General features: G+C 45.7%; 12 protein-coding genes and 1 riboswitch. Of the genes, 4 read left to right on the top strand and 8 right to left on the bottom strand.

Annotation, left to right across the window (positions count from 1 at the left end; translation table 11 throughout):
* Positions 1 to 358: 358 nt before the first annotated feature.
* Both KNP98_RS11390 and KNP98_RS11385 read right to left on the bottom strand, forming a co-directional pair.
* The gene (locus tag KNP98_RS11390) at positions 359 to 1420 is read right to left on the bottom strand and encodes an acyltransferase family protein (protein ID WP_214805679.1); all 1062 of its coding nucleotides are present in this window, start codon (positions 1418 to 1420) and stop codon (positions 359 to 361) included.
* Positions 1417 to 3162 (bottom strand): CDP-glycerol glycerophosphotransferase family protein, encoded by a 1746-nt coding sequence (locus KNP98_RS11385; RefSeq protein ID WP_214811484.1) that lies wholly within the window; start codon positions 3160 to 3162, stop codon positions 1417 to 1419. Before KNP98_RS11385 ends, KNP98_RS11390 begins: the two co-directional genes overlap by 4 nt.
* Before the next feature lie 327 nt (positions 3163 to 3489).
* On the opposite strand from KNP98_RS11385, the gene KNP98_RS11380 reads away from it, so the two are divergent.
* Genes KNP98_RS11380 through KNP98_RS11370 form a run of 3 tightly spaced genes read left to right on the top strand, consistent with a single transcriptional unit; the run spans position 3490 to position 6462 of the window.
* Positions 3490 to 4203, top strand: a complete 714-nt coding sequence (locus KNP98_RS11380; protein WP_029332336.1) for an IspD/TarI family cytidylyltransferase — start codon at positions 3490 to 3492, stop codon at positions 4201 to 4203.
* Positions 4200 to 5225, top strand: coding sequence for a ribitol-5-phosphate dehydrogenase (locus KNP98_RS11375; protein WP_159174012.1), 1026 nt, complete (start codon positions 4200 to 4202; stop codon positions 5223 to 5225). The genes KNP98_RS11380 and KNP98_RS11375 overlap by 4 nt, the downstream gene beginning before the upstream one ends.
* 31 nt (positions 5226 to 5256) lie before the next feature.
* Positions 5257 to 6462, top strand: coding sequence for a CDP-glycerol glycerophosphotransferase family protein (locus KNP98_RS11370; RefSeq protein WP_214805681.1), 1206 nt, complete (start codon positions 5257 to 5259; stop codon positions 6460 to 6462).
* A gap of 247 nt (positions 6463 to 6709) precedes the next feature.
* Here KNP98_RS11370 and KNP98_RS11365 read toward each other — a convergent pair whose 3' ends face one another.
* The 4 genes from KNP98_RS11365 to KNP98_RS11350 all read right to left on the bottom strand — a co-directional run bounded on the left by KNP98_RS11365 (position 6710) and on the right by KNP98_RS11350 (position 10424).
* The gene (locus KNP98_RS11365) at positions 6710 to 7267 is read right to left on the bottom strand and encodes a nitroreductase family protein (protein WP_088836057.1); all 558 of its coding nucleotides are present in this window, start codon (positions 7265 to 7267) and stop codon (positions 6710 to 6712) included.
* 128 nt (positions 7268 to 7395) lie between these two features.
* On the bottom strand, positions 7396 to 7938 hold the full coding sequence (locus tag KNP98_RS11360; RefSeq protein WP_159174009.1) for a hypothetical protein: 543 nt from the start codon (positions 7936 to 7938) through the stop codon (positions 7396 to 7398).
* Positions 7939 to 8060: 122 nt separating this feature from the next.
* Positions 8061 to 9755 carry a DHA2 family efflux MFS transporter permease subunit gene (locus tag KNP98_RS11355; RefSeq protein ID WP_214767657.1) on the bottom strand — a complete coding sequence of 565 codons (1695 nt, stop codon included), beginning with the start codon at positions 9753 to 9755 and terminating at the stop codon, positions 8061 to 8063.
* A 12-nt stretch (positions 9756 to 9767) separates the two neighbouring features.
* The gene (locus tag KNP98_RS11350) at positions 9768 to 10424 is read right to left on the bottom strand and encodes an HlyD family secretion protein (protein WP_088836060.1); all 657 of its coding nucleotides are present in this window, start codon (positions 10422 to 10424) and stop codon (positions 9768 to 9770) included.
* A gap of 193 nt (positions 10425 to 10617) precedes the next feature.
* Between KNP98_RS11350 and KNP98_RS11345 the strand changes: the two genes are divergently transcribed.
* Entirely contained in the window at positions 10618 to 11232 is a 615-nt protein-coding gene (locus KNP98_RS11345) for a TetR/AcrR family transcriptional regulator (RefSeq protein ID WP_214767659.1), read from the top strand.
* A 72-nt stretch (positions 11233 to 11304) separates the two neighbouring features.
* Here KNP98_RS11345 and KNP98_RS11340 read toward each other — a convergent pair whose 3' ends face one another.
* Positions 11305 to 12396 carry a GGDEF domain-containing protein gene (locus KNP98_RS11340; protein WP_251132085.1) on the bottom strand — a complete coding sequence of 364 codons (1092 nt, stop codon included), beginning with the start codon at positions 12394 to 12396 and terminating at the stop codon, positions 11305 to 11307.
* Between the two features lie 156 nt (positions 12397 to 12552).
* Positions 12553 to 13008 carry a MarR family winged helix-turn-helix transcriptional regulator gene (locus tag KNP98_RS11335; protein ID WP_088836062.1) on the bottom strand — a complete coding sequence of 152 codons (456 nt, stop codon included), beginning with the start codon at positions 13006 to 13008 and terminating at the stop codon, positions 12553 to 12555.
* A gap of 171 nt (positions 13009 to 13179) precedes the next feature.
* Positions 13180 to 13364, top strand: a riboswitch (Lysine riboswitch).
* Positions 13365 to 13374: the final 10 nt, after the last annotated feature.

Raw genomic sequence — 13374 nt, 5'->3', positions numbered from 1 at the left:
GCTTCCCTGTCTCGCCTCGTCTTCAAAGCGGCTCGAGACGGATTGCACTCTAAAGCGTCTGCATGTCCGGCTTTCCGTCACGGTGTTACCTAAAAAGCGTCACGTTTCGTTGACTCCTAGGGGGAAAAGTGCGTTTTCAACGCACTTTCAGAGGCAGGCAAGACCCTGCTCGTTGTCCGTTAGGACCAAAGAGCAACGGCTTGCGCCTCGCCCGAGGAAAGCAACGAAAAAAGACGCTTGACCTCCCGATAGCACGTTGTCTACAGTCTGAAGGGATTGCCATCTGAAAATCGATGGACAATCCCTTTTTGGATGTTTTAGATGAAGTCACCTGCTTCTACACGTATCAGGTAAAGCATCAGCTTGTTTTCTTGAATAACCAATTCACATTCGGCGATAGCAACGGTCGCAAAATCCGGACGACCGGGCGACTCGACAGGACAAAGACAAGAACTGTCGCGAGCAAGAGCCCTAAGCCGATCAACAGGAACGGTGATTCTGCGATGGCCGGTGGTAAGGAATCCCGGAAGAGACGGACGATGAACGAATGGAGTAAGTAAATCGCTAACGTCTGAATCCCGATTTCGTCAAACCGTTCACCGAAAGATCGTCTTGGGACAATCAGGAGGACGGAGAAAATCATGACCGTACTGACTGCATAAAGGAATAGTTGCGTCGCCGCTCCTTTAAGGAGAGATACTTCAAATTCACCGTACGTATCCCGGTAAAAGAGCCATGCCGTATCAAAACCGTTTTTTGTCCAGAGACCCATAAAAATCGCAATCGTCAGTGAAACGACGAGACCGACGAGTCGTCCGGCAGGCCCCGTCAACCGATCGCGGAAACCGTCATTCGCTAACCATCCTCGTTCTTTGACAAGATAGCCCATCAAGAAGAACGGATAAAAGCTAATCACCTTTTGGAGCGACAGGAAGTTTGTGATCGCACCCGGGTCTGCATTGATTAAAAGCGCAACAGCGACACTGATTAAGAGCGGGAACCGTAAAATCAGAAACCCGGGCGTGACGATTTGCCAGATGATGATGCCGAGCAAGTACCACAATGTCCAGCTTGGGACGAGCGGATGAAGTAATCCGTCAATCAGTCCTTCGAGCGTCTTATCATTCGCATAAGCCAGGTAGACTTCATGAATCGACTGCCAAATAAAATAGAGAACGACAAACGAAATGATTCGTTTTGGTCGGACTTGTTTGAAGAAGTATCCGCTCATGAAGATGAAGGCCGGCATGTGCAACAAGTAGATGACATTGTAAGCGATTTGGACCGAATCATTGCCGTCAAGATTACGGAACGTCTCGATCAAGTGACCGAAGACGACCGTGAAAATCAACAAGACTTTGTAATTCCCGAGCCAGTGGTCGTAAGCCGGCACGGGAATCGGCTTTGGAGCAACCGTCATTTGTTTTCTCCAAGAATGATTTGATCGACGAACCGGGCACTTGATTTCCCGTCCTGATGCTCGAAGAAGTACTCAGCGAACGCTTTGACGTTGTCCATTTCAAAGTCTTCATTTTTAATCCGTTCAATCAATTCATCCGAATTTTTGACGATTGGTCCGGGCACGAATTCTTCAAAGTCATAATAGAAATCGCGTTTAGAGATGTAGTCGTCTAAGTCATAAGCAAAGAACAACATTGGTCGGTTCAAGAGTGAGAATTCGAAACACGTCGAAGAATAATCCGTAATCAAAATGTCTGAGACGAACAACAACTCATTGATTTCACGGTGATCCGTCAAATCGATGAAGAAATCAGCGTACAGTTCTGGAATTTCCATCCGACGACGAACGAATGGATGCATTTTTAAGACGAAGACATACTCTTCGTGGAACGCTTCGTACAAAGCATCTAAGTCAAGTTGGTCGAAGTCGTAATAAGCACTTTTCGCACCATTACCGCGGAAGGTCGGCGCGAACATGATGACTTTTTTCGTTTTGAATGTTGGATATTCTTCATAGATACGTTCTTTCGCAGTAGCGATGTAGTCCTGGTCGAAGAACATATCCGTCCGCGGAATACCTGTTGCGATGACTTGATCTTCGCGGAGACCGAATCCTTCAGCGTAGTGGCGCGCGACATTATGTGAACTGACGATTGCTTTCGTATAGTTCCGGTGACTGAGCGAGTTGGCGCTTGGACCACCCGGTTTACCGAGGCGGCTGTAACCGAATGTCTTGAATGCTCCGACAGCATGCCATACCTGGACGAGGTCCGTTCCTTTACGGATTTTGAGTGGATAGATCATCGGATAGAAATCATCGACGAGAATCGTTTTGGCTGTCGCCAGGTGATATGGCAATGTGAATTTATCACGCCAGTCGCGTCGGGATTGAAGATTCGGTTTGAAGAATGTCTTGACGTCGAGGTTCAAATCGCGTCGCTCGATTTCGTCGAGAATGTAGGCGAAGTTTCCGCTGACATCACTCCGTGAGTCGGAAGCGAGCAAGACTTTGTCTTCCGCAATCGGCTGCGTCCATTTCGTGACGTTGTAGATGGCTTTAAACGTAAACCGACGGAATTTAAAGGCGCGTTTGCGGAAGTCCTTTTTATATTTGTTGTACCGGTCAATCATCCGGATGAAACGTTTTGACTCCCCGCGTTTTAGGGAATGGAAGCTTAAGGTGTTGCTATACTCAGAATGTTGGACGACCAGTTCATATTCGAGTTTCAATAACAGATTGCTATGTTTCGTATCGACACGGAAAATGACCGGAATCAGTGCACGTGTGTCGCCGAATGGGGCTTCGTGTAAAATCGAGTTGCCCTGGACGATTGCGAAGAAGGCATCAAAATAGCCCATTGGTAAAGGACGTCCCGTTGGTGTGATGTGATTGAGGTTCAATGAGCCGGTAAAGGTCTCTTCTGTCCAGTCCCCTTCAAATGGGAAGCGGAGGATGAACGTCCGTTTATTCCGTTTATTGCGGAAGACGATGGCACGTTCAAGCGGAATGGGTGCTTCTGGTGCTTCCGATTGAATGTAGTCATCTTCTCGTTCTGTTTCCTGTCCTTCTTGTGCTGTCGGGTTTTCGAAAAGTAATTGTTCTGCTTGCAAGAATTCAGTTAATCCAAACAAGCGTGCCTCAAAGCGGAATGTCGTACCGGCAAGCTCTAAATAGTCGACTTTCGCTTGTAAAGTCGGCATCAGTGTTTCTTCTGTCAAAACAATCTCTCCTCACGTAAATGATTACAATGTATTTACACAAAAGTAATAGGTTTTTAAAATCACCAGGAACATAGTATAGTTGTATTAGAAATCACCAATCATTATATCGTGACAAAGTAAAAAAAATAGTGCTTTGTATATTTTTTTTGTTTTTTTCGTCAAGTGTGATCCGATTATCCGACTCTATTCGAAGATATACCCACATCGCTGGTAGGTGGAAACCAAAAAAGATTTTTGATAAGGGAGGGAAGCAGGTTGTTTCATGACAGCGCCGTCACGCGACGGATGAGACATCTGCGATACAAGATGATTTATGCAGCAATTTTAGCTGGGGGAAAAGGAACACGCATGGGGAACGTCGATCGTCCAAAACAATTTCTTTCAATTGGGGAACGTCCGATTCTCGTCCATACGGTCGAAAAATTCTTACTGAACGATGATTTTGACCGTGTCATCATCGTCACACCAACAGCGTGGATTAACTATACACGCGATATCTTAGAAAAATACATCGGACAAGATGAGCGCATCGTCATCACGGCTGGTGGAAATGACCGGAACGAATCCATCATGGCGGCGATCAACTGGATCGACGAAAAGAATGGCATCACAGATGAAGATATTATCGTAACGCACGATGCGGTCCGTCCATTCCTGACACACCGGATCATTAAAGAAAATATCTCGACAGCACTTGAGTATGGTGCATGTGATACTGTCATTTCAGCCATCGATACAATCGTTGCATCGACAGACGGAAAAACAATCACAGACATTCCGGTCCGTGACCAGATGTATCAAGGGCAAACACCACAAAGCTTCCAAATCACGAAGCTGAAATCACATTATGAAGCCTTGTCTGCTGAAGAGCGTGCCATCTTAACGGATGCGTGTAAGATTCTATTGCTCAAAGGTGAAGATGTCGCACTCGTCACAGGAGAACTCTTCAACATCAAAGTCACGACACCTTATGATTTACGTATTGCTAACGCAATCCTGAAGGAGCGGATTAACCAATGATTAACCAAGTCTATCAACTCGTTGCACCTCGTCAAATCGAGGTGACGTATGATGAGCGGTCGTTAAAATCTGATCGCGTCGTCGTCCGGCCGACTTACTTGTCAATCTGTCACGCGGATCAACGTTACTTCACAGGAAGCCGTAGTGCAGAAGTACTCGCGAAAAAATTACCGATGGCGATGATTCACGAAGGAATCGGAAAAGTCGTTCATGACCCGTCAGGAACATTCACAAAAGGGACGCTCGTTGCGATGGTACCGAATACGCCGTCTGAGACGGATGACATCATCGGCGAAAACTACTTGCGGACAAGTCGTTTCCGTTCAAGCGGTTATGATGGCTACATGCAAGATTATGTTTTCATTCAAGCCGATCGTCTCGTCGAAGTACCGGCAGATCTTAACCCGGAAGTCGCAGCCTTTACAGAACTCGTCAGTGTCGCTGTACACGCCGTGACACGTTTCGACCAAATCGCACATGCGCGTCGGGAAACGTTCGGAATTTGGGGTGACGGAAACCTTGGTTTCATCACAGCACTGTTGTTACGTAAACTGTATCCGGAAGCAAAATTACTCGTCTTCGGAAAAACACAATCGAAGCTCGATTACTTCTCGTTCGCGGATGAGACGTATCATATCGACCAAATTCCAGAAGGTGTTGCCTTCAATCACGGGTTTGAGTGTGTAGGCGGCATCGGCAGTCAATATGCAATCAATCAAATGATTGACTATATCATTCCAGAAGGAACGATGGCATTGCTCGGTGTATCTGAGGAGCCTGTTTCTGTCAATACACGGATGATTCTCGAAAAAGGATTACGTGTCTATGGTTCGAGTCGCAGTACACCAACGGACTTCGCTCGGACGATGGAACTGTATCAAACGTACCCGGATATTCCAGAATACTTGTCGAACTTAGTCGCAGGTGTATTCCAAATTCGTCAAATCGAGGACATCCATCAAGCGTTCGAAAGCGATTTAACGAACCGTTTCGGAAAAACCGTCATGGAATGGTGCATGTAAAAATTAGTAGGTGCAACAGAAGGGGTCACTCATGAAACAAAAAATACGTTTAATTCAGCGGCGGACAGTTCATTATTTACTGGTCATGACGTATTGGCTTGCGAGACGCTTGCCGATTGACAAGCAAAAAGTCGTGTTTGCGACATATCGTTCAGACAAGCTCGTTGATAACTTCCGTGCCGTTTATGACGAACTTGAGAGCCGCGATCTTGGATTCAGCTATGTGTTCCTGTTAAAGCGGTTCCCACAAGGTCTTTTCGGTCAGATTAAATACGTCTTCCACATGATGCGGGCGACGTATGAACTCGCGACTGCCCGCTATTTCATCATCGATGACTACTATTATCCGGTCTATGTCTCGTCACTGCGTCAAGGGACTGAGGTCATTCAACTGTGGCATGCATGTGGCGCCTTTAAAAAGTTCGGCTACAGTGTGCTCGATAAATCCTATTCACCGGACGATGATTACTTGAAGATGGTTCAAATTCACCGAAACTACTCGAAAGTCTATGTCTCGGGAACAGCCTGTATCGAACCGTATGCTGAAGCATTCGGGATGGACGCGGCCCGTGTTCATCCACTCGGTGTCCCACGAACGGATCAACTCTTGAATCCGGCGCGCCAAGCACATGTCGAACAAAAACTGTATGCTGACCATCCGGAGTGGCGTTCGAAGAAAATCATTCTTCTTGCTCCGACTTTCCGGGGTAACGGTCAGACGACGGCACATTATGATGAGGAACTCGATTTCGAACAGTTCCGCCAAGAACTCGGGAGCGAGTATATTTTATTGTTACGGATGCATCCGTTCGTGCTTAATCGTCCTGTCGTCCCGGCTGAATTTTCGGACCAAATCATCGATATGACGGATTATCCGGATATCAATGATTTGATGCAGATTTCAGACATTTTGGTCACGGATTATTCGTCCGTCATCTTTGAGTTCGCTTTACTCAAAAAACCAATCATCTTCCTCGTGAATGATTTGACATCCTATAAGGAAGAACGTGATTTTTACTTCCCGTATGAATCGTTTGTCCCGGGGCCGATTGTTTCCTCGTTCAACGAAGTCATCGCTTGGGTGAAACAAGGGCAGTTCGAATCAGAGAAGATTGAGGAATTCGCCCGTCAATTCTTCACGTATCAAGATGGGCAAGCGACAAAACGCATCGTGGATCATCTGTTAGATCATGTGCAGTCGCCTGCAGTGTCACCTGAAAAAACGACAATCGTGTAAATACGATCATTTTGAAGGACATCACACAGTATATAGAGAAACCCGGACGATTCTGCTTTTAAAAAAAAGTGAGAATCATCCGGGTTTTTTTAATCGGTTTTCTGACAGGAATGAGGGAAGCGTGCAGAAGAAAAAGCGATTATTTGATCAACTTCGTTTGGGGAGGAAGTTGCAAAATAATCGCTTATGACTCTATAAATGGGGCTTGATTGGTGCGAGCAGGGGTAGCTCGCAGGATGCGCACTCCTTAAAAGTGCGTTAACTTTTCGCGGGCAGGTGTCCGTTTTTTTAGTGGTGGAATCATCGCAGGCCAACCGAGTTGGATGACACCGGCGACACGTTCTTCATCATGGGCACCGACGAGTGTCGCATATTCGTCTGTAAACCAATGTTTCCCGCTTTTCCAGCAGCTTCCTAAACCAAGTTCCGATGCAAGCAGTTGGATGTTTTGAATCATCGCAGCAGTCGCAAGTAAATCTTCTGTCTGTTGATCGTCTGTTCCTTGAACGTGATAAAGGACCGTCAAGAACACCGGGACTTCACTTATTTTTTCTTTAAATGATAGGCGTTGCTCATCCGTTTTTTGATCGAATTGACCACGTGCTTCAAGGAGCTCCATCAATTGTTCGACATACCGGACTTGTCCTTCACCAATCGCGAGAACAAAACGCCATGGTTCGCGTAACTTATGATTCGGTGCATAAATTGCTGCTTCTAAGATTTCTTCAATCATTTCGGATGGAACAGGTTGATCGGTGTAGGAACGAACCGAACGTCGTTCTAAAATGAGTTGTCGTGCATTCATCACTATCATCTCCTGACCTAAGTACTCTTAAAATATAAATGATAACGATTATCATTGTCAATGGTAATCCGAAAAATAAAACGAACGGTGACTAGAATTCAATGGAAGTCATCGTTCGTTTCATGTGGTTATTGTTTTTTGCTTGCTGTCGTAGCGAGTTTCTTTTTGACTTGGCGTAATCGCAGTAATGCCATTAAATAATGTGCAAAATAAATTGTGAAACCAAAGAAAATCGGGATCGCAAGTCCGAGTTCGACACCCGGAACAGCCGTCAAGTTAATGTAAAGCAAGACCGTCATGGACAACGTATAAAAAGTTGCTTCAAGCAACTGCGGCATGATGCGTTTACGCTTCAAGAAAAACGAGCGGATAAGCGGTAAGATGACGAGGCTGACGAGCCGATCAATTAGACCAATCACGAGCACGCTGATGACGATTGCGAGACCACCTTCAAACTGTAAGAGGTTCGGAAAGACATAGTACGAGACAAGCACTAACGGACCGACGAGTAAGAAAATCGAGACCGAAGCACGGAAAAAGACGAAGAGACTGTTGATACTCGTTAAAAACGCACGCGAGATTTTTTGCGACCAGGAAAGAGATGGTCGTCCGACCTGCCACGCGAAGCAACAGGCGAAAATGAACGCGTAAAATTGAAGGAAGGCAACCATAAAGCATCTCCTTTTGATATGAACTCAATGAACCTAGTGTATCGATATTAGAGAAGAAGTGCAAAGGTGAACGATTAAAAAGCCAGCTGACGATGTGCCGTCAACTGGCTGGATAAGACACGTTAATCTAAATTCGGTTCTTTTTTTCCATGAAGGAAGAATGACAATACGAGTGCAAGAGCAGACAAGACAGTCGCCACCCAAAAGGCATCTGTAATTCCACTGATCGTCGCTTGTTTCGTCAATTGCGTCAACCAGCTAACGGATGCGGCTTGTGGACTACCAAGCTGTTGTCCGAGCTCACCAAGGTGTTGCGAGAGTGTTGGGTCAAGTGTCGTAAACTGGTTGGCATCGTCCGCGAGATGAGCTGTCGTTTGACGGGTCATGACCGTGACGAGGATGGCCGTCCCGATTGATCCAGCGACTTGGCGTAATGTATTTTGTGTCGCGTTTCCGTGAGGAATCATCTTCATCGGCAGAGCGTTCATGCCAGCTGTCATAATCGGCATCATGATGAACGCCATCCCGAAGGACCGGAGCATATAGATGCCCATGATGGAATAGTAAGACGTGTTCAAATCAAGTTGCGTCAATTCCCATGTTCCGTACGTCATCAACGTCAGACCGAAGATGGCAAGCGGTCGAATGCCGAACCGGTCGAACAGTCGACCGGCGAAAGGACCGGTGATTCCCATGATCAATGAACCAGGCAGTAATAAGAGACCTGAGTCGACGGGTGAAAAACCACGGATGCTCTGCAAGTAAATCGGCAGCAGCAACATCCCGCCGAACAAGGCCATCGTGACGATGACGTTAATGAAGAGGGTGAATGAAAATTCCGGTACTTTTAAGACACGGATGTTAAGCATCGGGTCGTCCATCGCAAGCTCACGCAAAGCGAAGGCGGCAATACCAAGTAGCCCGATGACAATCGTACTGATGACGACAGGGCTGTCCCAACCGTCGTTTCCGGCTTCACTGAATCCGTATAAGAGACTACCAAACCCGATCGTACTAAAGACAACACCGAGAGCATCGAACTTTGGTTTTGATAACGGTTGGACGAGTTTGAACCAGGCAAATCCAAGTAAAAGTGTTAAGAGACCAAAGAAGGCCATTGCATAGAACATGACGTGCCAATCGTAGTTTTGAATGACATATCCTGTGATCGTTGGTCCGATCGCCGGTGCAAGAATCATCGCAATCCCGAGCATGCCCATCGCAGCTCCCCGTTTATGGGGTGGAAACAATGTCATGAAGACGTTCGTACCGAGCGGCATCAAGACACCGGCTCCGGCTGCTTGGACCACACGTCCGATCATCATGACCGGGAAGTTCATCGCCATCGAACAAATGATCGATCCGAAGAAGAACAACGTCATCGAGACAAGAAACAAGCGGCGAAACGTATAGCTTCGCATGAGGAACGCACTGATTGGAATCAAGATTCCGTTGACAAGCATGAACCCGGTCGTCAACCACTGTGCTGTCGACGTCGTGACGTTGAAGTCGTTGATCAAGACAGGAAGAGCGACGTTGATTAATGTCTGATTCAAAATCGCGATGAACATTCCAATTAACAGGACAGTGATGACTTTCGGGATACTGATGTTTTCCGTTGAAATCGTCGCTTGCGCTTGCGGAGCAGGGGCGGCTGGAATCGCGCCAACCGCTTCTGCTTCAATCAATGTTTCATCAAGCGCCGGACCTCCTGCGCCAGCTACCCGCGGTTGCCGTGCCCGGCGTGCAATCAAATTGACTGCAAGGAACGTGACAAGCATGAACACAATGTATCCAAAGAGGAAGGTCGTAGACATAAGCGTCCCTCCTTAATCCTTATGAATGCGGACGGTCACATTCATACCAGGGCGAATGTCGAGTGATTTTTCTTGTGAGAGCGATACCTTCACGGGAATCACTTGCGCGACTTTTGTATAGTTTGCGTTTCCGTTCGATGACGGCATTATCGAGAACGTGCCTGCTGTTGTCATCCCGATTTGTTCGACTTCACCCGAAAGTGTTGTATCAGGATAGCTATCGACATAGACATCGACGGCTTGACCGACTTTGACTTCATCGATTTCTGTTTCTTCGACGTTTGCTGTGACCCATAATTCATTTAAGTTAAATCCGTAAGCGAGCGGCGTACCGGCACCAACAAAGCCGTTCTCTGTCGCCATCGACTGAACGACGGTTGCTTTTGCTGGCATTTCGATTGACGCATCAACCGGTTTTTGACCAGTTTGTGCTATCATGACGTGACCAAGTGTCGCCCCGTTATCGAGTGTCTGTCCTGTTTTTGCCGTCCAGTCAGTGAGTTTTCCAGCGCCAGGACTAGCAATTGTAATCATCTTACCGTCGATTTTGGCATTTTCTGTTTTGACGTAACTTGTTGCTTGATCGTAGTAATAATAACCGATCGCACCACCACCAATTAAAACGACGAGCGTTAAAATATTGATGATTAATAATTTCTTCATGTTCATGAGTAAGTTGCATCCTTTCTGTTACTAGCTGATCGCCCCAGTGCGGTCTCATAAAAAAGACTCCTCTGGGGAGGAGTAGTTAATACAGTTAATTATATGGGTGCATAACAAACAAACAACCAACAATTTCCGACGAAATGTTGGAAAAGTCTTTGTTAACGGATACAATACGTGAAAAGGAGCTGAATTTTAAATGAATCAGTCGTGCGATCCACGTCCTAAACGTTCACGTGAACGTATTACGACAGAGCTATTTCATTTACTTGAACACCATTCCTTTTCGACGATCACCGTCAAAATGTTGACGGATGGTGCTGAGGTCAATCGTTCGACCTTCTATGCGCACTATAAAGATAAATACGATTTGCTGGATCAAATCGTTGAGGAACACATGACGTTGCTCGCAGAAGCGATTCGGATTACAGGAAAACAATCGACCGAGCCTCCGACAGTCGAACGCGTCAGTCGTTACTTTGCACGTTTGTTCATCCACATTGAGCAAAACGAGCGCTTTTACCGGACGATGCTGCTCCAAGGAACAGTCAAGACGTTCATCTCCCGTTTCTTGGATACGTTAAAAGAAAACTACCGTCTTGCTTTCCGGGAGACGACAAGTGTCTCTGTTCCGGTGGATCGGGATTTATTACTGAACTACGTCATTGGTGGTCAACTCGGGCTCTTGATGTCGTGGTTACGAAATGATCGTCCGTATTCCTCCGAGTATATGGCAAATCAGCTTAGTCAGATGATCGTCTTCGGAACAGTTGAAAGTATTGGTTTTCCTCAGACAGGCCCTGGGACTGTCTAAAAAATGAACTAAAAAGTGCCATTCCGATGTGAGGGAATGGCACTTTTTGTGCTAGTCGGATATAACGTTAGATTACGCTTGACGGAATTCCAGCTGTTTCGTATAAATCGTACTTTGGTTACGTCCGTGCTCTTTTGAAGCATAGAGTGCTTTATCCGCTTGTTGCAATGCTTCGAGTGATGTATGGGATCCACCCGAATGGGCAATTCCTAACGAAATCGTAATCTTCAAATCAGGTACATGTGCAGTCGGGAACAGGTTACGGGCGACTGTCGTCCGCGCTAATTCAGAGATTTTTTTCGCATCCTTCAATGATGTGTTCGGTAAAATGATCAAAAATTCTTCTCCACCGTACCGACCGACTAAATCATCCGGACGTACAATAGAGGCAAGTGTCGTTCCGAGTTGCCGCAACACATCGTCGCCGGCATCATGACCATATGTATCGTTAACGTGTTTGAAGAAATCGATATCGATCAGGATAAGTGAATATCCATCGTCATCCGATCCGACGAGTGATAGGGAGTCGTCCAGACGTCGGCGATTAGCGAGACCCGTCAAGGCGTCGGTCATCGCAAGTTTTTGCTGGTACTGGATATTTTCAAAATGTCGTCGCAGTTCGGCTAATAAGCGATAGGTGACGAGGCCGGCTAATAAATTAAAGAAAATGTACGTAACCGATACTTTGAAAAACGTTTCCCAACTGTTTGTCAGTGCATAGATAGCTGGTAACGAATAGAGAATACCGATTCCGATCATTAATTCAAAAGTCAGCAATGTATTACGTAAAAATCTGCGTGCTATGCCAATTGTCAAAATGAATAAAATCATGATGACGGAAGCGAGAATCGCTCCTTCGATTTGATCAGCAGGTGTAATTAAAAAACGCGTTCCGATAATCATGACTCCCGTGATGAAGGCACTAGGCAATCCGCCAAATAATGTGGCAATCGCGACAGGAATGATACGTAAGTCAATCCGGGCAATATCAATTTGAATGCTGTTGAACATGAGGAGTACAGCAATTGCACCAGCTACACAACCTAAAATAAGGCGTGATTCAAGCTTTGATTTTGGTGTAATTCTTGGTTGATTTCGAAAAGGTAAAAATAAAAGCGTGATCGTCGTGAATAAGAGACAAAAATTTATGATGAAGTTATTCATAATAGACAACAAATCCTCCCAACTCCCCCTGCAGTATACTTCCAATTATATACTTTGAGTATACTCGTTCTACTAACGGTATAGGAGGTCTGAATGTTTAGAATAAAAAAAGAAAAACAGAATAAAACCTCTGTCCTTCTCTTGATTTTTAATTTATTAATTGGATGAGACGACTTCTTCATCCATTGTCGCGAGAATTTTATCAAATACATGGATCATCACGTTCAGTTCCTCTTCAGACAAAGTGCCGAATCGCTCCTGAAGATATTTGCGACGGACGACTTCGAGATTCCGAAAAGCGGCCTCTCCCTCGTCAGTCAAGGCAAGGACGATTGAACGACGATCTTCCGTCGAACGTGTCCGTGTCACAAAACCGGTCTTATAAAGTTTATCTGTCAAAGCGGTGACCTGACTTGTCGCAAGTTCGAACTGTTCCGCGAGTAATGTCGGACGCTGGGGGCCGTTTTCAGATAAGCTACGTAAGATGAAGAATTCACTTCGCGTGGCAGTACCTTCAAACAGTTGATTCAACTCACGGCGCAACGTCCGGAGAATCACGCGCATTTGTTCTTCTAATCGATATGTCAATTGGTCATGTTGTTCTTGTCCCATCTGAGCAACATCCTTTCTGTACTACCTTCTACCATTTAGTGTACTAAAAATATCGGAATTTTACTATGAGCACGGTAGGATTCAAAAATATAAATTGACAAACAAGAAACATATTATGTACTATGTCGAAGTAATGAATTAGTAAATCAACTTAATTAGTTCTCACTCAACCAGTGGGATGGAGGTTGCGATTCTTATGAGTCGGGTTACGGATGTCGTCAAGCGGCAGATGAAATAGCTCAAAAGGAAGAATTGCCGAAATCGTAGACTACTTTGAAAGTCAGCGATTGGGATTAGATCAAACAGGTCTAATACTGTCATGAACCGTTTGCGGTTTATGGGGAGCTATCTTTCACGACGGTAGAA

Source organism: Exiguobacterium sp. s127 (assembly GCF_018618695.1).
Taxonomy (GTDB): domain Bacteria; phylum Bacillota; class Bacilli; order Exiguobacteriales; family Exiguobacteriaceae; genus Exiguobacterium_A; species Exiguobacterium_A oxidotolerans.
Note: the sequence above shows the minus strand (reverse complement) of the source record. Positions and strands in the feature narration are given on the sequence as shown.